15 protein-coding genes are annotated in these 21502 nt (G+C 34.4%); 5 read left to right on the forward strand and 10 right to left on the reverse strand.

Annotated elements, in window-relative coordinates; genetic code table 11:
- Positions 1-115 precede the first annotated feature (115 nt).
- The 6 genes from AB674_RS15120 to AB674_RS15145 form a co-directional block, all read right to left on the reverse strand.
- A complete protein-coding gene (locus AB674_RS15120) occupies positions 116-2491 on the reverse strand; it encodes a TonB-dependent receptor (RefSeq protein WP_047777934.1) in 2376 nt (791 codons plus the stop codon).
- 62 nt (positions 2492-2553) lie between these two features.
- Positions 2554-3141 carry a Crp/Fnr family transcriptional regulator gene (locus tag AB674_RS15125; protein ID WP_047777935.1) on the reverse strand — a complete coding sequence of 196 codons (588 nt, stop codon included), beginning with the start codon at positions 3139-3141 and terminating at the stop codon, positions 2554-2556.
- Positions 3142-3250: 109 nt separating this feature from the next.
- A complete protein-coding gene (locus AB674_RS15130; RefSeq protein ID WP_047778019.1) occupies positions 3251-3841 on the reverse strand; it encodes an NAD(P)H-dependent oxidoreductase in 591 nt (196 codons plus the stop codon).
- A 93-nt stretch (positions 3842-3934) separates the two neighbouring features.
- Complete coding sequence (locus tag AB674_RS15135; RefSeq protein ID WP_047777937.1) at positions 3935-4756, reverse strand: DUF6597 domain-containing transcriptional factor; 822 nt, start codon at positions 4754-4756, stop codon at positions 3935-3937.
- A gap of 27 nt (positions 4757-4783) precedes the next feature.
- The gene (gene lipB / locus AB674_RS15140; RefSeq protein ID WP_047777938.1) at positions 4784-5482 is read right to left on the reverse strand and encodes a lipoyl(octanoyl) transferase LipB; all 699 of its coding nucleotides are present in this window, start codon (positions 5480-5482) and stop codon (positions 4784-4786) included.
- 6 nt (positions 5483-5488) lie between these two features.
- Entirely contained in the window at positions 5489-6241 is a 753-nt protein-coding gene (locus AB674_RS15145; RefSeq protein ID WP_047777940.1) for a hypothetical protein, read from the reverse strand.
- Positions 6242-7117: 876 nt separating this feature from the next.
- On the opposite strand from AB674_RS15145, the gene AB674_RS21940 reads away from it, so the two are divergent.
- From AB674_RS21940 to AB674_RS15160, 3 genes are read left to right on the forward strand one after another with little or no spacing between them, the layout of a single operon-like run.
- Positions 7118-8197 carry a hypothetical protein gene (locus AB674_RS21940; protein ID WP_053004287.1) on the forward strand — a complete coding sequence of 360 codons (1080 nt, stop codon included), beginning with the start codon at positions 7118-7120 and terminating at the stop codon, positions 8195-8197.
- Positions 8198-8209: 12 nt separating this feature from the next.
- Positions 8210-9892 (forward strand): glycerophosphodiester phosphodiesterase family protein, encoded by a 1683-nt coding sequence (locus tag AB674_RS15155; RefSeq protein WP_053004288.1) that lies wholly within the window; start codon positions 8210-8212, stop codon positions 9890-9892.
- A gap of 21 nt (positions 9893-9913) precedes the next feature.
- Positions 9914-11002: a T9SS type A sorting domain-containing protein gene (locus tag AB674_RS15160; protein WP_047777942.1), complete on the forward strand. Its 1089-nt coding sequence runs from the start codon at positions 9914-9916 to the stop codon at positions 11000-11002.
- 752 nt (positions 11003-11754) lie between these two features.
- On the opposite strand, the gene AB674_RS15165 is transcribed toward AB674_RS15160, so the two are convergent.
- The 4 genes from AB674_RS15165 to AB674_RS15180 all read right to left on the reverse strand — a co-directional run bounded on the left by AB674_RS15165 (position 11755) and on the right by AB674_RS15180 (position 19068).
- A complete protein-coding gene (locus AB674_RS15165) occupies positions 11755-12657 on the reverse strand; it encodes a glycerophosphodiester phosphodiesterase family protein (RefSeq protein WP_047777944.1) in 903 nt (300 codons plus the stop codon).
- 104 nt (positions 12658-12761) lie between these two features.
- The gene (locus tag AB674_RS15170) at positions 12762-14159 is read right to left on the reverse strand and encodes a RagB/SusD family nutrient uptake outer membrane protein (RefSeq protein ID WP_047777945.1); all 1398 of its coding nucleotides are present in this window, start codon (positions 14157-14159) and stop codon (positions 12762-12764) included.
- Between the two features lie 11 nt (positions 14160-14170).
- Positions 14171-17446 (reverse strand): SusC/RagA family TonB-linked outer membrane protein, encoded by a 3276-nt coding sequence (locus tag AB674_RS15175; RefSeq protein WP_082210651.1) that lies wholly within the window; start codon positions 17444-17446, stop codon positions 14171-14173.
- Between the two features lie 893 nt (positions 17447-18339).
- Positions 18340-19068: a hypothetical protein gene (locus AB674_RS15180; RefSeq protein ID WP_047777946.1), complete on the reverse strand. Its 729-nt coding sequence runs from the start codon at positions 19066-19068 to the stop codon at positions 18340-18342.
- Positions 19069-19401: 333 nt separating this feature from the next.
- On the opposite strand from AB674_RS15180, the gene lysS reads away from it, so the two are divergent.
- Positions 19402-21105, forward strand: a complete 1704-nt coding sequence (lysS, locus tag AB674_RS15185; protein ID WP_047777948.1) for a lysine--tRNA ligase — start codon at positions 19402-19404, stop codon at positions 21103-21105.
- A gap of 101 nt (positions 21106-21206) precedes the next feature.
- The gene (locus AB674_RS15190) at positions 21207-21440 is read left to right on the forward strand and encodes a hypothetical protein (RefSeq protein WP_047777949.1); all 234 of its coding nucleotides are present in this window, start codon (positions 21207-21209) and stop codon (positions 21438-21440) included.
- Positions 21441-21502 lie beyond the last annotated feature (62 nt).

Raw genomic sequence — 21502 nt, forward strand, 5'->3', positions numbered from 1 at the left:
TATTGAAAGGCGATATTAATCGAGTACTTTTCGAGATTCCACATGAAATCAAAACAACAAAAGGAAGCAAAAAAACATCTCTTTTGCTTCCTTTTTTATACTCCTTTTAAGATTCTTAAAATTGAAATTTATATCCGAAATCCGGTGAAAATCCGATTTGATCTTTTTGATTGATACTATTCGTTAATCGATTGTATTCTTTAGTAAAAATGTTGGTGTGATTGGTTACGTTTTGAAAATCGATATAAAACTGGTGGAATCTCTTTTTCTTTTTACTATTAAATTTAATTCCGAACTTAATATCCAATCTCAAATAGGGATCGTATTGTTTACTAAAGGCATTGGCATCATCCCTAATTTCATAACCCGCATCATTGGAAGCTGCCAAATCTACAGGGGTATAATAACGTCCTCCTGCCGTTGTAAACTTAGTATCAATTGAAAAGACATTTTTCTTCTCCTTTCCGATTCTAAATTCTTTTCCTCCCAGAAGATTAATTACATAACCATTATTAAACGGCGAATTTCGATCTATACCATCACTTCCTTTGTATTTACTTTCAAAAAATGACGTTGTAAACAAGGCGTAATACCCCTCGCTAAAAAACTTTTCGACTGTAAATTCTATTCCTTGATTGTATCCTTTTCCTTTACTGATCAGCGACGTTTTATCGATTGAATAACCAAAATCCGCTCCTTCTGTTAAGGAGGAATAACTACTTGGAAAAGATTGCACGGCCGCTTTGTTAATATCCTGATAATATACCTCTACTTTTCCTCTCCATTTTTTAGCCAGTCGAACATCATACCCTAAAACATAATGTTTGCTTTCTACTAAATCTAAATTCTTATTGGTCTGCAGTGGGTTTCCATCCACAAATTCATTCAAAAACAAAACAGGAACCGGCACACTTTGATGATGTATACCAAACCCGAAACTAATGGTGTTTTTTGGATTTACCGCATAAGACAAGGCTGTTCTGGGCTCCAAAACAAACTCTTTATTGATCGAAAAATACTGTCCATGAACACCCGCATTAAAAGTCAGTTTTTCAGTCAATCGAAACTGACCCTGAGCAAAGGGTTGCATAATATTATAACTACCATTATTATCGACGACCTGAACAAAATCAGGATAACCATCTCCGTCTGAATCCTGCTGTCTGTCACGCGAAGCCATTTTAGCATCAAGTGTGTAATGTTCAAAAAGTAACCCTGCCCTGAATGTTATTTTCTTATTTATTTTGGAATTGAACAAGGTTGAAAATGTAATTCTGTTTTCCGAATTTTTGATATCTGTGAAAGATAATTTAGTTTCGTTTGGCGTTTGAAAACCATAATACCGGTCATTTCTATAGGAGTTTTCAGCATTGGAAGCTCCGATAATTGTCTTTAGATAAGATCGGGTTCCGATCTCTAAATTATGTTTTACGCCTATAGAAGCAAATCCCGACTTCACAAAAGCATCTTCATCCTGCGCTGCGAAAGGGTCTTCTTTATCAATTTTACTTCCCAGAAATTTAATATCCGAAGTGCCATAGATTCCAAAAACAGAGAAGTTTCCGATCTTGCTTTTCCCTAAATCCACGTTAAAACTAATGTCCCGATAATTAGGCTGAGCATCTGTTCCCGCCAGTCCCAAAACCCCAACAAAACCATATCTTGCAGCTGCTACAAACGAACCTCCTTTTTTGCCCAAAGGTCCTTCTGCCATAAATTCTACACCGGGATAGGCACCTGCACTAATCATATATTCATAGTCATCCGGATTTCCTTTTCGGAAACTAAGATCAAAAACGCCGCTAATGGCATTACCGTACTCAGCAGGAAAAGCCGAGGTCAAAAAGTCAGAATTAGCCAAAAGATTGGGATTTAATGCCGAAATAGGCCCTCCCGTTGTTCCCAAAGTCGAAAAGTGATTTGGACTTGGAACTGGCATCCCTTCTATCCTCCACAACATCCCCGACGGAGAGTTCCCGCGCACTACGATATCGTTTCGACTGTCATCTCCGGTAGATACTCCAGCAAAATTAGACACCAAACGCGCGACATCACTTCTTCCTCCGGCATATCGGTTTACTTCTTCGGTGGTAAATTGTTTGGTTGAAACAAGTGCCATTTTATTAATCGCTTTGGCTTTGCTGGATCCGGAAGTAACAACAATTTCATCCAGTGCATTGAACTTTTCAATCATCGAGATGGTCAGCAGATTGTCCTTTCCGGTAGTTACATCCAGATCAGAAACCGAAGTGTTTTCATAACCTGTAAAACTGATCGTAAGATTCTGTCTTCCAATAGGGATATTCAGTAATTTAAAGTTACCATTACTATCCGTTACGGCTTCGATACTCTCATTTCCGACTAGGGTAACAAGAACGCCGACTAAAGGTTTTTCAGATTGTTTGTCAATTACCTTTCCTTTTACAGCTCCGGTTTGAGCCTCGGAAATAAAGCCAAAAAGGCCAAAAATAATCAGGAATATGCGTTTCATTTTTATTTTGCTTTACAGTTACTAAAGCAAAAATAGAGCGGTGAAATTTCTTAAAAATTGACTTAAGTTAAGATTTTACTATTAAGCGTTAATCGGGTTCTGATTCGGCTTAAACTCTCGGGTTTTATTCCCAAATAACTGGCAATGTGTTTTAAAGAAACTCTTTCCATTACTTTTGGACAATATTTAATAAACTTCAGGTAACGCTCTTCATTAGACAATAATGACATCATCATATTTCGTCCTGTTAGCCCTTTTATCGTTCTTTCCATCATGACACGCAAAAAAGAATTAAAGACCGGATATTCTGCTACCAATTTTTCAAAATCATGTTTGTAGGCCAAATAAAATACACAATCTTCTAAGGCCTCAATATTTATTCTGGAGGGTTTACCGTATAAAAAACTTTCAAAATCGGAATACCAATCATTCTCAAAGAAAAAATTGCCCGTAGATTCTACGCCATCAACCAGATAATAATAGCGAATACAACCTTCTGCTACAAAAACGCCAAAATTACAAACCTCCCCTTCGACTAAAAGATGCTGATTTTTTTTCACTTTTTTCAGTTTAAGTATACTTCTAAAAGCAATACTTTCCGCTTCATTAAATTCCATAAATCGCGAGAGATCGGTAATTACACTTTGCATGATTTTTTAGGTTTTAAGAATACTAATTTGTCTTTGGACATCTAAAACAAATAACTCTAATTATTTAAAAAAATTGTCTTAAATTACTATTGCACAGAAATATAACAAATTAAACAACCATTGTATTTTCTTTTAAAAGCGATTTAATCTGATTCCCCCATTCCGCGCTATTCTCCGAAGAAGCTTTGTCAGCTTTATCAAAATAAAAATGCTCTTGAATTTCAAGTCCGCAATAGGTAAAAATCCCAGTGTCTGAAGTTAAAGCCAGCGCTTTATCCATTCCAATGGCTTCATATTCTTCTTTTGATTTCCCATGCGAATTTACAATGATGGCTTTCTTGCCTGTAAACAGTCCCTTTTGAACGCCCTGATCGTATCGGTACGCAAATCCATAACTAAAAACACGGTCAATATAGCCTTTCATTATTGCAGGCATTCCTGTCCACCAAATCGGATAAACAAAAATGATTTGATCTGCCCAAGTTATAAAATCCTGCTCTTTTTGCACTTCTGCGGCTACTTTTCCCATTCTTTGACCCTTCATGTCTTCTAAAGAAAGAACGGGGTTAAAATCGATCTTATTTAAATCGCGAATTTCAACTTCCTGACCTGATTCCTGAAGGCTTTCGACAATAGTTTGTTTAAAAAAATGGCTTAAACTGTCTGAATTTGGATGTGCGTAAATGATTAAGTTTTTCATGTTTTCTATGTTTTTAAGATTGAACATGACAAATGTAGATCGGAAGAAAGAATACCAATTGTAAGAAAACGAAATCCGAAATGCTAAAAAAAATTATTGGGTCTTAAAACCACAGATATCACTCTGGAATTTCAGAAATTTGGTAGGCGAAATATTCATATAATACTTAAAATCATGAATGAGCTGACTTTGATCGTAATAGCAGCATGCTTCCACAATGGCAAGCCAGTCTACTTTTCCGGTAGTCTCTACATCTTTCTGAATGTGCTCAACGGCTTTTAGAAAACGCTCGTAACGATTAGCTTCTTTGATGGTATACCCGAAAGCCTTTTTTTGATTGAGCTGAATATTCCGTTCTGTTTGATTGGTTTTGGATGCAATTGTTTTAATCGGATTTAAGGCTTGTTCTTTAAAATCGGCTAAGAGCATTGCAATTGCATTTTGTTCTCTCAAGTATGGCTTACAAAACGCCAATATATGAGCCACACGATCATTTGTATCGGGAATTTGCTGCAACTCTTCCCATAAAGAGGCAAAACAATTGTCGGAAATTAAGTCATCCGGATGTACAGGTAAGGTATGTTTTGCAAGGGCCTTTCCGAAGAATCTGTAAAAAGCATCTTCTTTGAAATTGGCAACCAGAATTTGAGAACCTGATGCTAATGTATAATCAAAAGCTTGTTTTATGGGGCCTAAAACAAGACATTTTTCGGCTTCAAGGATATTGTTTTGCTGTGATTTTAAAGAGGTTTTTGCACCAAAGGTAAATACCAGTATCGTCTGAAAACTGGGTATTAGCGTTTTCGTTATCGGAGAATCGGTTTTGTTTTCTGCAAAATAAAAATGAGAAAAAACAGTTTGAAATTCTGAAGGAACAGCAATTTTATAATTGTTATTTTCTTCAGAATTCCCCATGTTTTTTCTCTTTTAAATAGTTTATTTTTAAATGAATTCGGTTTCAAATAATGCAGTCAGATGTTTTAAGATTTTGGCTTTCACTTCTTCTTCATCGACACGCTCTACACCTAATTCTACGTTTAAAGAGGTAACTCCTTTTCCACGAATTCCACACGGAATAATATTATCAAAATACCCTAAATCTACGTTTACATTTAAGGCAAATCCGTGCATGGTTACCCAGCGCGAAGCCCGTACACCAAGGGCACAAATTTTTCGGGCAAACGGAGTTCCAACACCTAGCCAAACGCCGGTTTCGCCTTCGCTGCGTCCGCATTCTAAACCATATTCTGCCAATGTAAGAATAATAGATTCTTCCAGAAAACGTAAATATTTATGAATGTCGGTAAAGAAATTCTCCAAATCTAAAATCGGATACCCTACAATTTGTCCTGGTCCGTGATAGGTGATATCACCACCGCGATTGATTTTGTAAAACGTTGCTCCTTTTGCCTCTAGTTGCTTTTCGTTTAACAACAAATTCTCAAAATCGCCGCTTTTACCCAACGTATACACATGCGGATGCTCTACAAAAAGCAAATAATTTGGCGTTTCTAAATCGAGCTCTTCTCTTCTGTTTCTTATTTTTAAGTCGACAATATCTTTAAAAAGTTCTTCTTGATATTCCCAGGTCGCTTTATAGTCTTTACTTCCTAAATCTTTAAGTTGAATTTTTTTATTCATTTTTTATTATTTTTCAAACTCTACATCAAAGTTAAGTTTGTCAGGATTCTCCATATAATCCGTAAAAGGGTATTGAATTGTAATTGTTTTTCGATCTTCACTAAACAAGGCGTCGGGATTAGATACTTTTTTGATTTTTTTCGGGAAATGATATTTTAAAATGTATGTCGATGATGAAAAAATCATTTTAGACATATCTGCGGTACTATCTTTTACCTTTTCTGCCAATTTTTGTTTGTCGACTATGGCTTTACGGGTAAATTTCTTTCCGTCATAGGTATAACTTAACTTACTGTTATTGTTGCCAAAATCACCTCCAAATGGAGCTGCAGCTCCACTTTTATCTAACTTTTGGAACGTACTTAGCGTTTGTAATATGTCCTGCAATTCATTTACATTTTTAAAATCGGTTGAGAAAGTCATTAAAAATTCTTTCTTTGCTGAACTCATTTTAGTGTGAACTACAAAGTTTTCTATTTTTTTAAACTCTTTCTGCATTTCCGGCGAAAGCTTGGCAATACTGTCTTTCTTTTCTTCAAACAACTGCTTGAAGGTAAAAGTAGAATCAATGTCTTTTTTAGCCTCGGCTCCCATTTGACTTCCGATTTGGTCTCCCGCCATTGCCATTAAGGAAGAACCGTCCAGGTCTACTGAAAACTTTCCGGTTCCGTTGTCATTTACATAAATATTTTCTGTGAAAGTACAGCTTGTCAGTGTTGCTACTAAAAAAGAAAAACTAAGTAATTTGTATAATTTCATTGTGGTATATTTTTTATCAAAGATACGAAGTCTAATTTGAATTAATTAGTCGTTTAATTCTTGATTTTTCATCAATTTTAAAGCAAAAGGTTATTATTCAAGTTCTACTTTAAAACAAAAACCTACACTCCTTTTTTGAGGGTTTCGTAACGGAATTCCAGCAAGAAAAAAAACATTACAAACCTCACTATCAAAGTATTTCAAACTGAAATATTTTGATTTTCTCCAGACAATGCAAATCCGGAATAGCTGTTCTTTGCTAAAAGTATAGCATTATACGCTTTTTTTTAAATATATAAATCTATGTCAACCTTTTGATACTTATAGAAGCTTTTTCAAATATAAATTCACTAAAATCAAATATTAATCGAGAGACAAGCATCACTCCTAGATGCATTACTTTTGAATTGTAATTTTATTCTTACTTTTTTTAATATGGTTTAAAAGTTAACAATGTAAATACAGACTTTAAGAACCTCGTGAAAATATAGTAATAAAACTGACAAAATATGCTTGTCAATCCCAAATCGGAATTACAAAGTATCATCGCTCTCCAGACGAAAAATTAGTTTCTTTATTTCATTAACAATTAACAAAATTAAAGGGCCATTCAATTTGAATTTTCTACTAAGAAAACTTATAAAATAAACCAACAATTTTAATACATATAATTTCCTTCTTATAGAGAAAAACATACTCTCCTTAATAAGCATTTCATCTTCGGGAATAGAAGTAATTATACCGAAACAATAAGGAATCAAAGCTCTACTAATCTAGCTCAGAGTAACAGCTGATTGAATCGTATGGATTAATAGTGTTTGACCAGCCACAAACAAAAAACATACACCAAAAATTAACCTTTAAAATCTACAAAATATGAAAACAACTATGAAATTTTTAATTGAAAATGCAAACAAATCGTTACTGGTTTTAGTACTATTATCCATGCCTTTTAATTGGAGTTATGCCCAATCACGGTTATTGACTTTTGCAGAACTGACAGCAGACAGAACTAACAACTGGACCAACGATGCCAATTTTACAACTACTATTGATGCTAATAACAATGCCACCAATATACCAAGATCATTCAGTTGGTTTATAGGACCAGGAACTACCGACGCTGATTTATTGATGTATCTTACCAAGATTCCCGCTTCCGGAAATGAACTCCATCTTTTTGGTAAGACTGTTATACAAAATCCTACATGGAATGCAAGTTACGACAATATAACTTCATGGGTTGATAGCGAGACCTCTTATATACAGAGTAATGGTGATGAACAGGGCTTAAAAATTTCGTCCAATACAGGAAATAAAGTATATATAGGTGACAGCAATGATCAGGTTTTTTTTCCCGGCACTAATATTGGGATTGGGATTAATTCTCCTCAATTTAAAGTTCATGCAAATGGAGGATTCGTTAGTGAGGTTAATGGTGTTCAAGTTATGATGGGTCCCGGTAAAAATAATACCGGATGGATTGGCACTCTTTCAAACAGCGGTCTATTTATTGGAACAAATAATACAGGCTCAAATATGTATTTGGACACTAGTGACAATGTATATATTGGGGGTGTACAACCCAGTGATATTAAAACTTCAATGAAAAGTTCCTATGATTTATTTGTTCATAATGGTATTTTGAGTGAAGATTATGGAATTGGGCCTAAAGCAACATGGGCCGATTATGTTTTTAACGATACTTATGAATTAAAAACACTAAAAGAAATCGATGAGTTTATTTCTGTAAATAAACATTTACCCAATATGCCTTCTCAAAAATCTGTATCCGAAAACGGTTATAATTTACATGAAATGAATGTAACACTTTTAGAGAAAATAGAAGAACTTATGCTTTATACCATTAACCAGCAAAAGGAATTGGATAAACTCAAAGAAGACTATACAGGATTAAAAAAATCCATTCATAATTTGCAGATCAAACCTAATTAAAAACTTAAAACGATGTATAAAACAAATCTTTACGCCAAAAAATTTGGTATAAAATTCTTGGCCTTTTTAAGTCAGTTACTGTTTTTTTTCTCTGTTACCATAGTTGTGGGGCAGACCAACCAAGTTTTAAATACAACAGCTGAAATAAGTTTATTAAATATTTTTGATCCTAATGCAGATTTAACCGGAGGAATAATAGGGGAAACATATAATAATGGTACTATTCAAATGGAAGTTTGGACTTATGACGAAAGTGATCCTAATAAAAGAGGCGTTTTAGTCTATTTACTGACTACTAGTGCTTCCACAGCTAATTTTGCGGGAGTCCCCTATACTTATGCAAAGAATACAATACCCAATACTGACGTCAGTTGGTTGTCAAATTATCCAGATAACTGGGCAAGTAATGATATTAAAAGAGCCATATGGGCTATTGATAAATCCCGTTATGGTAAATCTCAAAAAACATCCGTTTATAATTTTTTGTCAACTAAAATTAAATTAAGGATTTTTGTATTTACAACAAATGCAGTTTTTTCTAAAATCAAAGTGCCGGGAATTGGCATTATTAATTCATCAGGAGGAAATGCACAATTTGATTCCAATCATTTTTGTTACAATTTAGATAATTCCGGTGATCCAATTTGCACTATTTGGAGCAAAATTAAATCCCCCAATTTAGAGCAAAAATCTAACTTCATATTTGCTGCACACAGAGGGTATTGGGGATACGACTTAGGTAATGGTCCTCCTGAAAATACTCCTGAAGCTATAAAAGCCGCATTGAAGTACACAACAGTTATAGAATCGGATATTACGCGAACTAAAGATAATTTAATCGTTGTAAGTCACGACTATTACTTACACCGTCTTACAAACTATTCGGGACCAGATACGGATTATATTTATGATAAAAACCTGAATGAATTAAAAACATTAAAGTTAAAAAAGCGCAATGGAACTATCAGTGACAATAATTTCATAACTTTTTCTGACATACTAGATGAAATGATTGCAAACAAAACAGTACTAACCGTTGATATTAAAGGTGCCAAATCGCGAAACGATATGTATACCAAAGAGTGCATAGCAAGGTGTGATTATGACCCTCAACTGAATCCAACAAACGCAGAAAGAATGCAAAAAGAGGATTATATGTTAATATTAAGAAAATGTATTGAAGAAGCCAACACTAAAAATGCCTTACAATATGTAGCATTCAAAGTGGTATATACCTATCAAGACATTGTAGATGCTATGCCACCCGGTTTCGATATTAATTTACTTTCTAAAATCCTATATTTTCCTATTCTGCAACCTGGTGGCGATATCCAGTCTAAAGCTCAATTTATTGACACCTGGTATAGCAATGCCGGCAATAAAATTATGGCTTTTGAAACCAACTTTAAAAGCGAGAGCGAAATTACCAATACCTCTTTTAGAAGAGGAGGTAAATTATATGAAAACTTATTTGAGTATACTTATAAAGTAACTGGATTAAGACCAGGAACTTATACTGAAGAGGCCATGGGACCTAAAGGTAACGTAGATAGATGGGCACAATGGAATATTAAAGATATTCGTGTTGACGTTAGAGGAGATCATTACTACTTAATGAGTATCCCTTATTTTAATATATCCGTCCTGACAACTGACAGACCTGATATCTGGTCCCAAATACAATCCACTTTTTGATTAAATATAAATTTATACGTTATGAAAAATATTTCTCTTTATCCTTTTTCGATAGCACAAACAAAGTTTTTATCCGTACTATTGGTGCTAAATTTTAATATGTCTTTTTCTCAGACAGAGCCTTATTCCTATTTTGCGCCTTATGGGAATAATATGTTTACAAGCACGTCGGAACCCGATCATAATTCACAGATTATTACTGCGAATCAATTAAATAATTTATCCCAAAATAATGATGGACTAGTAATCATTTGTGATTTTGAAGCACCAAAAAATGGGGATCAATTATTGAGTTTTGAAAGCAGTAAAGGGAGATCTTTAGAAGTCTACTATCAAAATCAAACCATGATGCTTAGAAGATATCATGAAAATGGCACTCATTACGATTATCTTTTATTTGATCCGTTATTTACTCTAAAAGAGCAGACTCCTGTTGATGCAGTGTGGACAGTCCGATACTTTTTTACAGCCCGCTTTATGTGGATTGAAGTACAAATAAAGCAAACTACAATTCCAATTAGCACTCAATATTTGTCAGCAACTTACTTTGGTCTGGATTACAAGTTCAACGATGCTAATTCTCCTATGAATGAATTTTTACAGAAGAATACTGCCGCTAAAATTCGCTTGGGTTCTACTTCTAATAATAGAAAATTTAAAATACCGGGGATACTTAAAATACATGAATTTAAATATTCTGAACTTAAAGATCATATCCAAACTCATTTTTCATATCCACAAAAAGTAAATAACACACAAGAAAAAAGAGAAGTTGCGTCCACACCTAAAACTATTGAAGCTAAGGATAACAAATTAGGGATAGTACAAACAGAGGATTTAGAAACAAATAATGATTTTGAATTTAAAGTGTACCCAAACCCTTCCACAGCATACTTTAACATAGAAATTAATTCAAAAAGTAATAGTGAAATTAAAGTGCAAATTTTTAATATTCACGGTCAGGAATTGTATTCTAAAGCTAAAAATCTAAATTTAGGTTATAACAAAATTACAATAAACTATAGTGATCTTAGGTCGGGTAGCAATGTGATGCTTTTAAAAATAACCGCAAAAGGCAGTATTTATTCTTACAAAATACTGCACAACTAAATAATTAGGTACATCCACAATAACACAAACTATCGTTTTACAAAATTACCTTGCAAGAAACAAACCCCGAAATCACTCAAAAAGAGCCAAAAACGAGGTTTTCTTCAAAGATATGACGACAAAAATATTAGAAAAAAGCTTTAATCAGATAAAATCTGTAGTAATTCTAGATTTTAAGAAAGCGCGTTCGGGACTTTGACAAAAAGTTCCTAATCTTAAAACCTACGAGCAAAAAATAGCACAGATTAAAGAATTAAAAATGATTCGATACTATCAGTGTGAATCTTTTTATTTTAATTCTATCTAACTCTTTTTAAGTTATTAAAAACAAGTTATTTAGATTCCTCGTTTTCATAACCTTCTTAATCATTTTGCCACGAATTTCACCAATTGGCACGAATTATTTTTTTGCCACTGATCAAAAGGATTTACACAGATTTTGTAAATCCTTTTAATCCTTTAATCTGTGGCTTTCTTTGCTCATAGGCTTGTAAAGTTAGCGACTCTTTGTCAAAGTTGTAAACCCACTTTCTTGAAATCAGTGGCAAAAAAAATAATTAGTGACAAACTGTAATTACTTCGCCTGTTCACCAAGCACGTGTGGCAAAAGATCAAAAAACACTGAATACAAACGACTTACTTACCAACAAATTAAAAAAAGAGTTATCGAATTAAAGACACTATCCTGAAATTATCGGCAATTTTTTCAACTTACACGTTTTTGGGATAGTATCTTTTCGTCATGAATTTCGCTAATTTAAAGTATGAAGTCTTTTTCTTTTTAGATACTCTAATAATTCTGCCGGCCTGTCGGTTTGTATCATTGTTGCCCCATGCTCTATAACCCATCCCCAATTTGCATTGGGGGAATCTAAAGCACGTTCATCTTCATGACCGGCACACATTTCGCCCCATAAGGTGTTTACCCAAATTCTTCTTCCTCTTTGTTTTATCTTTTTTATTTGTTCAAACATAGGTGATTTTTCAAAAGAATATAGTATCTCGAAGGCGATAGGACGGGTCTTATTGAGGTACTCATCAACAAAAGCATTTAGGTTTGTTTGTTCTTCTTTGACAATGGGAATGTAAAAAATATCATTTAGCAGTGAACCATACTTAGCATTCACTTCAGTATAAGAATCTTCTCCTTTGATTAATGCCTGACGAAGTGTTCCCGTTTTCTTTAATACGTCAACAATCTTATCTATATATTCCCAACTCTTATCAACGTTTATCAGTATCTTCCCTTTTGCCGTCAGCATAAATTCTTCAAAAGTCGGAATTCGTTCATAAGTCTTTCTGTTTAGACCACCGGTAAGATAAAATTTCTGTAATTCAGCATAGGTATAATCGGATAATTTCCCTTTTCCGGTGGTGGTACGATCAATGGTCGTATCGTGCATTAATACTAAAACACTGTCTTTTGTAAATCTGACATCTGTTTCCATTATGTCAACTCCCATCTCAATAGATTTTTTTAACGCTTTTATAGAATTTTCGGGAGCATTCCTCCAATCTCCGCGATGCGCAGCCACAAAAATATATTTGCTCCCGGAATCTTCTAAAATACCAATGAGCTTATCGGCATGGGTTTGAGCCTGAATAATATCGAAGAATAGTATCAGCAATACTATGGCTATGTGTATTTTTTTCATTTTGTACTTTTATATTTGGATTTAAATAAATTTGATGATCAGAAAAAACATAATTTTGATACTTTTTACAATTATCATGCTTCTTTCCAGGTGTTTAATAAAACTTAGTAACCCGGATTTTGTTTGATAGCCGGATCCGTGTTTATCTCTGTTAAAGGAATAGGCATTAAGAGATTATGGCTATCAATAGTTATCAATATTCCCTCACTTTTAAACCACTGATTCATTACCGTTATTGCCGTGCCTTTGCGAAGTAAATCAAACCATCTGTCTCCTTCTCCCACTAATTCAAGTTTTCGTTCCAAATCAACAGCACTTCGCATATCCGCCTGATTTACAGCAAAAATATTCGCAAGCCCTGCCCGGGTTCGTATTAAATTTAAGTAAGTTGCTGCCTCAGCAATATTACCTTGTTCCGTTTCTATTTCCGCCAACATTAAGATAATATCTGCATAACGAATAACGACTACATTACTTCCTCCATCTGCAGGAACTGTACTGCTTTTAGTCAGTTTTAGAGAAAAAGGAACTCCTGATACTGTAATGGTAACGTATTTACCTTTACGGCTATCTGCGGTTGTATACTCATTATACAGATTTTTGGTCGGAAGGTTATGTCCTTTTGCTCCCGATATTGCTCCTGAAGGGCTAAATATTTGATGCATACTACTTCCTTCACTATTACCATTTATACCGGAAGCAAATTGAACTGAAAATAGTATTTCTTTATTTGTTTCCTTGTTACTATCAAAAACATCTGCAATAGGCACTAAATCATGACTATTAGAATCTTTAACTTTTAGTAACCACATTTTAGCTTTTTGCAGATCATGCAGCGTCAAATAGACTTTGCCCAATAAGCCTTGTGCAGCAGTTTTAATAACTTTGCCCGGTTTAGCGGCTTTTACAGGTAAAAGGACTTCGGCTTCTGTAAGGTCTTTTATAATTTGCTCATATACAACCTTAGTAGATGCTCTTCCCTGCCCTAAATAACTATTAGGATTTGTTGTTTCCTTAGTAACTAATGGCACATCTCCATACAATCTTACCAAATTGAAATACAAAAGTGCGCGAATAAATTTCATTTCTCCTATTCGATTATCTTTAGTAACGGCAACTTTAAAGGGAATCTTTTCGATTCTGTTTAACACTACATTAGCACACTGAATTGCGTTGTAAGAATCTCTCCAGGTTTCACCTATTGAACCGACAATACTTGTAACACTAAAATCATCCAACTTGCCGAACGTACCGTCATCATTTAGTGGAACTTCATCATAAGTCGCATCAGAAGGAATCTCTCCCAGAGCTACCATATTTAGTCCATAAAGGCCATTTAATTGCAAACCATTATAAGTACCGTTAACGGCTTCTTCAATTTCGATTTCTGTGCTATAAAATTTAGTAGCCACTTTTGACGTGATAGGATCCTGATATAAATCATCTGTACAGGAAAATTGCATCATCAGGCAGAAAAAACTTATTATTTTTATTCTTTTCATAATAGCTATGGTTAAAAAGTTAAATTAATTCCAAAAATTACAGATTTTGTATTGGGATAAATACGATTATTATTAAATCCCATTTCAAGAATATTGTCTGTTTCTGCTTCAGAATTAAAACCTCTGTATTTCGTAATGTTTATGAGATTATTACCCGAAAGGTAAATTCTTGCCTTTGTTAAACCAATCTTTTTTATGGCTGTCTTAGGTAAATTGTAAGCTATTTGTATGTCTCGAAGTCTTATATAATCTGCATTTGTAAAAGTGTTGCTTGATCCTCTTGCTGCTTGTCTGTTTGACGAAAAATTTCCTGTGTTGGGTTGGCCCAAAAAACCGTTCGGATTATTAACAGGATGATACCTGTTCTTAAAATAATAGGTACTTGGCATCGAAAAACCTTCACCGGATTCCAAAAACACAGCCGTCTCTTTAGCAAGTTTTTTTCTGCCCTGAATTCCGTTTATAGAGAAGCTTAATTCAAAATCTTTATAAGCAAAAGAAGAATTAAAACCATAGGTAATCTTAGGAGCATAACTTCCAAAGCCTTTTTTATCTTTGTTGTCAATAATTCCATCGTTATTACTATCTTCCATAATGTAGTCCCCTGTTAGAGTACCTGGTATATGGGGTGTTGCTGCAATTTGTTCATTTGTTTTATAGACTCCCAAGATATTATATCCATAAAGTTCAGCAATAGGGCCTCCGACTTTTGTTCTGTAAGATCCTTGATAACCTGTTATTATTTCATTCTGATTATTACCCAATTTTAATACTTCGCTTTTATTGGTTGTAATATTTCCTCCAAAATTCCATTTTACTTGCCCCAGATTAATTCCATTTCCTTCAAATGAAATTTCAATACCCGAATTTTTTAATTCTCCGGTATTTTGAGTAGAAGTTGTAAACCCTGATTGCTGCGGTACTGGCACATTTAGAAGTAAATCACTGGTAATAGATCTATAAAAATCAGCCGTGAAATTAAACTTTCTATAAATAGTTAGATCCAGTCCCAGATTGGTTGACGCTCTGTTTTCCCATGATAAATCCGGATTAGGGGAACTGGTAGTTGTAAATCCGGGACTTAAATCATTTCCGTATACATAATTTTGAGAATTTACTAACGCAATAGACCCATAAGACCCAATTTGATTATTTCCCGTTTTCCCCCAACTGGCGCGTATTTTAGCAAAAGTAAAAATCGTCGTTTCGGGGAAAAAAGTTTCTTTACTTACTATCCAACCTGCTGCTATCGAAGGGAAAAGACCCCATTTTGAATTAGAACCAAAACGAGAGGAACCATCACGTCTTAAAGTCCCTGTGAGTTGATACTTTTGTTTATAAAAATACTGAGCACGGCCAAGATAGGAGATCAACACCCATGCCTCTTTTGAGCTGGAAACTTTATAAGCACTGGCTCCGGCAATATTTGGGAGATTATCATCTGAGATCCCTGTACCGGTAATATCTGATGAGGTTCCTTCTTCTCTTTGGTACGTATATCCTGCCAATAGTTCTATTTGATGCTCTCCAAAATTTTTAGTATAATTTAATGTATTCTCGGTAATAATATTTTTTGCAATTGCAACCGTTTCAGAAGCTATAGGCGCCTTGGGAGCGGGCATTCGATAATATCCTACTGAGGATGGACTATAGAATTGTTTTAAAGGATTTCTGTAATCTCCACCAAATAATGTTTTAAATTGCAGTCCATCACTAATATCATAGGTAACAAAAGCATTTCCGAACAGCCTGAAATAACGCTCCACATTTGAGTTTAGCTTTATGATCGCAACCGGATTTTCTGCCAAAGCACCGTCTTGAGGAGCATTTGCGGCAAGTTGGTCACCAATAGCTAAGGAACCATCTTTAGTATAAGGGCTAAAAAACGGATAGGAAATAATAAGTGAGAGAACAGGATTGGTGTTAAATCCATCATCCTGATCGTACTTATTCTGAACCGAATAAGAAGGGTTCAAGCTAATACCAAATTTAAATTTATCGGATAGTTCCGTATTAAACCGAATCGAAGAAGTATAACGTTCATAATCTGTTTCGATAACGATTCCTTGTTGTTTGAAATAATTTGTAGAAATGTAGTAATTTGATTTTTCATTTCCTCCGGAAATTCCGAGCGAATAATTCTTCATAAGTGCATCTCTAAAAACTTCATCCATCCAATTGGTGTTTGCTAGTCCTGATAATCCGGGGTTTTTCAGGTAATTAAGTCTAAGCTCACGCTTGCCAGCTCCCTTTGCTATTCTTGTGGCTTCGTCATCACTTTCACTTCGGGTGGTTGGTTTTTTAGAGACATATCCCCAATCCCGGGCTTCATTAAAAAATTGAGCCGCCTGATTTGCATTTACTAATTCTACTCTGGATGCCTGTCTCTGGATACCGGTATAATAATCTAATGATATTGTTGGAGCCCCTTTTTTTCCTTTTTTTGTAGAAACCAGAATAACTCCATTTGCCCCCCTTGAGCCATAAATAGCGGCAGAAGCAGCATCCTTTAGCACATTTATAGATTCAATATCATAAGAATTTATACTGTTTAATGTTGTTCCCTCAGAAAGAGGAACACCGTCTACAACAATAAGAGGATTAGAGCCTGCAGTTAATGTGCCTGTACCGCGAATAATTATCTTTGAAGAGGATCCCGGTTGTCCTGATGTTTCATTCACTTGAACTCCTGCCATTTTTCCACTTAATTGTTGTGCAAAATTGGCTCCTGCGACCTTATTCAGTTCATCTGTTTTTATTTGAACCGAAGCTCCCATTACCTTAGTTTTTGACTGTTTTCCATAACCAATAACTACTACTTCGTCCAGAACTTTAGAGTCTTCCTGAAGTATAATACTAACCGTATTTTTGTCTGATACTGTAATTGATGTGGTGATATAACTTATACAGGAAATCTCGAGTATATCCCCTATTGAAGCTTCTATATCAAATTTACCTTCGTAATCAGAAATTGTGGTTTTACTGGTTTCCTTATTTTTTATAGTTGCTCCGGCAATGAATAGCCCTTTACTATCTGTAATTATTCCTGTAATTTTCTCCTTAATCTGATCAATAGGTTGATTTACTACATCAATCGAAATCCTTCTTTTTGTATCAAAATCATCTGATTCAAAAACAAAAGAGTACCCACTTTTCTCTTTCAGAATCCCTTCGGTTTCTTTAACACTTATACCATTATAATTCAAACATATAACTCGAGAATAACACGTTAAATTTAGAAAATACAGTGCCATGGTCAACAATGTGACCTTTATTTTGTTATTCATAAAATTGGTTTTTATATTAATTTTTGGATATCTAATCCTGAAGAAGAGATGATTTTTACTTTTATATCTTGTTTCAGAATTTTCTGGCTAGACGGTTCAAAGTATAGAACTCGAAAATGCGGCTATTTTTTGATTTTTTATTTTGATTTTTTTTTTAAATACTGCTCCTTTTTTCTCCATAGTTTTTGTTTTTAAAATACACTTTCTGTATTGCGAATTAAAACTACATCAATTTATGTATCTCCCTTAATTTGCTTTATTACTGTATATCATAAAACTATAATCGATCATTAGCTTATTGTTATTTGTTAAGACAACATGTCATTTCCAAATAAAAATAAGCCCCGTGAGTACCTATTGTTACAACAAAAAAATAGCGCTAAGCAGTTGTCATCAGAAGCTGTTCTTTTCTGCCTTTCTCCTCCTATCCAACCACTCCATTTAAAAACGATTTTGGCTAAACCATCTTCAACCGAGATATTCTTTACTTTCTGCAAAAAATATATAATTAGTATAAAATCGAATAGGGTCTATGAAAGAAAATGAACTCCATTGTGAAAAAGTTTGTGCTTATCCTATTGCAATGCTGAACATTACTAATAGTACAGAATAAAGAAAACATTTCATAGAAGTTGGAAATGCTTTCACTATAGATTTTCCGGACGCTTCAATTCGCCGGAACATGGAAGAAAAAATATTGCAGTATAATGCGCCAGAATTATACTTAACATCTAAGAGAAAAGTTGGATTTTACTTGTATAAAAGAATGCAATTAAGAAACAAATTTCTAACACATTATCAAATCCTTAAAATTTAAATGGGTGAAATATCTTTGTGTTCTTAAAAATTTCAGGCTGTTCTAAAATAATTATATCTTATCGGTTAGGTTAACCTTATTGCTCTAAAATCACTTCCAGATTGGAAGTTTCCGGATTTTGAAGACAATCTGAAAGCTGCAAAACCAGTTTTAGTGACTTTTTATCAGAGCTGACAATTGCCTTTTCATTAGAAACCGTTTTTATTTTCCGGGGAAAATGATACTCCAGATTATAGGTTTGTACTAATTTAAAACCGGAAGTTTTCTTTTTAAATTTCTCAATTTCTTCCTGTTTTTTCTTTAGTTCTTCCGGATTTGTAATTTTTATAACTCTTTTAAAAGTGATACCATCAAAAGTAAAACTGACATGGTAATAATGTTCCTCAGCACTTAAAGCATAATTATGTTTCAAATCATCGGCATATTCTGTTGTTTTATGTAAGTCCGGAATAGCTTCTACTTTGCTAAAATGATACGTAAATGTATTTTTGACTTCTTTCTCAAAGGAACTTTCCTTGAGATGCACTTTGACCTCTTTGTACTGATTAAAAACAGCTTTTTCAGCTGCAGGAAGTTTTGCAAAATTCTCCGCATATTTTGTGATGTATTCCTGAAAAACATAAGTGGTATCCCGGAATCTTTCTTCTCTTGAATAATTCTCACCAGCCAATTGCATATAACTGTGTTCGTCACGAGTTGCTACGGTTTCGATCGTACCGCTTCCGTCTGAGTTCAGGTTTATCGTTTCGGTAATTTGACAGCTTGTAAAGAGAATTATGGATAAAAGGGCTAGTAGTTTTTTCATTTATTTTTTTAGAGATGCTAAGGTACTGAGTCGCTAAGATACTGAGATTTTTAGTTGATTTACTTCGAAATATTTTATGTTTTAAATTTTCACAGTCTTCTTGTAAAATATAGTCAAAGGGCTTCTGAAAATGAAATTTCCGGTTTAGCCCCGATAGCAGCGGCATCCTTTTTCCGGTTTCTTTAACCGGGAAAAGATATAGCGAATAGCGGGACAAATGGTGCTGAAAAACCGTTTTTTTGTGCTCCTGAAAAAACTGGAATTATTTTCAAATTTTGAAATTGTCATTTTTTCAAAATTGACTATCTTTGCCCACTTAAAAAACAGTATATAATGGCCTTATCTGAACAAGAAATCATCCGAAGAGAAAAACTTCAAAACTTACGCAACTTAGGAATCAATCCTTATCCTGCTAATCTTTTTCCTGTAAATCATACTTCAAAGCAAATAAAGGAGTCGTTTGAAGAAGGTAAGAAGGTGATCGTTGCCGGACGTTTGATGAGTGTGAGAGATCAGGGGAAAGCTTGTTTTGCTGAATTGCAGGATAGCGAAGGACGTATACAATTGTACGTAAATCGCGATGTTTTGTGTGAAGGCGATGACAAAACTTTGTACAATACGGTTTTTAAAAAATTGACCGATTTAGGAGATTTTATTGGTATTGAAGGGGAATTGTTTACGACTAAAGTTGGTGCACAATGTATTCGTGTTGACGGATTTACTTTTTTGAGTAAAACGTTACGCCCGCTTCCTTTACCAAAAGTGGATGAAGATGGAAATGTACACGATGCTTTTAACGATGCTGAATTGCGTTACAGAATGCGTTATGTAGATTTAACGGTAAACCAAAACGTAAAAGAGACTTTTATAAAACGTACGAAATTGTTTAACGCCATGCGTGACTTTTTTAATGGTGCGGGTTATCTTGAGGTTGAGACTCCGGTTTTACAACCTATTGCAGGTGGTGCTGCGGCGCGTCCGTTTATTACGCACCACAATTCGCTTGACATTCCGCTATACATGCGTATTGCCAACGAATTGTATTTAAAAAGATTGATTGTTGGTGGTTTTGAAGGTGTTTATGAGTTTTCTAAAAACTTCCGTAACGAAGGAATGGACAGAACGCATAACCCGGAATTTACCGCTATGGAAATATATGTAGCCTACAAAGACTACAATTGGATGATGAACTTTGCCGAAGATCTTCTGGAGCATTGTGCTGTTGCTGTTAATGGTAGTTCTGATGTCGTTTTTGGAGAACACACCATTAATTTTAAGGCTCCATACGCGCGTGTAACCATGACGGATTCGATCAAACATTTTACGGGTTTTGATATCTCAGGCAAATCAGAAGAGGAGCTTTACGAAGCTGCTAAAGGAATGGGAATTGACGTTGACAAAACAATGGGTAAAGGAAAATTGATTGATGAGATTTTTGGAGCAAAATGTGAAGGAAATTATATTCAACCAACTTTCATTACGGATTATCCTAAAGAAATGTCTCCGCTGTGTAAAGAACACCGTGACAATCCTGAATTGACAGAGCGTTTTGAGTTAATGATTTGTGGTAAAGAAGTAGCCAATGCTTATTCTGAATTGAACGATCCAATTGACCAAAGAGAGCGTTTTGAAGATCAAATGCGCTTGTCTGAAAAAGGGGATGACGAAGCAAACGGAATTATCGATGAGGATTTCTTAAGAGCTCTTGAGTATGGTATGCCTCCAACTTCAGGAATGGGAATTGGAATGGACCGTTTGATGATGTATTTGACTAATAATGTGTCTATTCAGGAGGTTTTATTGTTCCCGCAAATGCGTCCGGAGAAAAAACAAATCGCTATTGAATTGACTGACGAAGAAAAATTTATCATCGATCTTTTGAAAGGAAACGAAAATAAAGTTGAGTTAACGCAGTTAAAAATAAAAGCTAATCTAAGCGGTAAAAAATGGGATTCTGCAATGAAAGGTTTATCTAAACATGGTTTGACTAAAGTTGCCGTTGAAGGTGATTTTAAAATGGTTGAATTGGTGGAGTAATTTTTTATCTGATTTAAATATAAATTCAAACCCGACAGGTTTTAAAAACCTGTCGGGTTTGTTTAATTTTATATATCTTTGACCATTCAAAACATATCATAATGAACACCTTAGAGATTAAACTTGAAATATTTGACAAGCTAAAAAACATCGAAGATGTAAATTTATTGGAAAAGATTAGAAGTATTCTAAAGGCCGCAGATACTTCTGAAGTATATCAATTTGAGGAATATGAAATTGATATGCTCAAAGAAAGCGAAGAAGATCTGAAATATGGCAGAGTGATATCACAAGAAGACTTGGATAAGGAAGATCTGGAATGGCTCTCGAAATAATTAAACCCGACAGGTTTTAAAAACCTGTCGGGTTTAATTATTTTATGTATATATTTTTTTAA

Source organism: Flavobacterium sp. ABG (genome assembly GCF_001027725.1).
In the GTDB taxonomy this organism is placed as follows: Bacteria; Bacteroidota; Bacteroidia; order Flavobacteriales; family Flavobacteriaceae; genus Flavobacterium; species Flavobacterium cupriresistens.

Coding starts and splice junctions, on each gene's coding strand:
- AB674_RS15155 (WP_053004288.1), top strand. CDS start 8,210: ATGTATAAAACAAATCTTTACGCCAAAAAATTTGGTATAAAATTCTTG.
- AB674_RS15165 (WP_047777944.1), bottom strand. CDS start 12,657: ATGAAAAAAATACACATAGCCATAGTATTGCTGATACTATTCTTCGAT.
- lipB (WP_047777938.1), bottom strand. CDS start 5,482: ATGAATAAAAAAATTCAACTTAAAGATTTAGGAAGTAAAGACTATAAA.
- AB674_RS15120 (WP_047777934.1), bottom strand. CDS start 2,491: ATGAAACGCATATTCCTGATTATTTTTGGCCTTTTTGGCTTTATTTCC.
- AB674_RS15190 (WP_047777949.1), top strand. CDS start 21,207: ATGAACACCTTAGAGATTAAACTTGAAATATTTGACAAGCTAAAAAAC.
- AB674_RS15160 (WP_047777942.1), top strand. CDS start 9,914: ATGAAAAATATTTCTCTTTATCCTTTTTCGATAGCACAAACAAAGTTT.
- AB674_RS15125 (WP_047777935.1), bottom strand. CDS start 3,141: ATGCAAAGTGTAATTACCGATCTCTCGCGATTTATGGAATTTAATGAA.
- AB674_RS15170 (WP_047777945.1), bottom strand. CDS start 14,159: ATGAAAAGAATAAAAATAATAAGTTTTTTCTGCCTGATGATGCAATTT.
- AB674_RS15135 (WP_047777937.1), bottom strand. CDS start 4,756: ATGGGGAATTCTGAAGAAAATAACAATTATAAAATTGCTGTTCCTTCA.
- AB674_RS15130 (WP_047778019.1), bottom strand. CDS start 3,841: ATGAAAAACTTAATCATTTACGCACATCCAAATTCAGACAGTTTAAGC.
- AB674_RS15180 (WP_047777946.1), bottom strand. CDS start 19,068: ATGAAAAAACTACTAGCCCTTTTATCCATAATTCTCTTTACAAGCTGT.
- AB674_RS15175 (WP_082210651.1), bottom strand. CDS start 17,446: ATGAATAACAAAATAAAGGTCACATTGTTGACCATGGCACTGTATTTT.
- AB674_RS15145 (WP_047777940.1), bottom strand. CDS start 6,241: ATGAAATTATACAAATTACTTAGTTTTTCTTTTTTAGTAGCAACACTG.
- AB674_RS21940 (WP_053004287.1), top strand. CDS start 7,118: ATGAAAACAACTATGAAATTTTTAATTGAAAATGCAAACAAATCGTTA.
- lysS (WP_047777948.1), top strand. CDS start 19,402: ATGGCCTTATCTGAACAAGAAATCATCCGAAGAGAAAAACTTCAAAAC.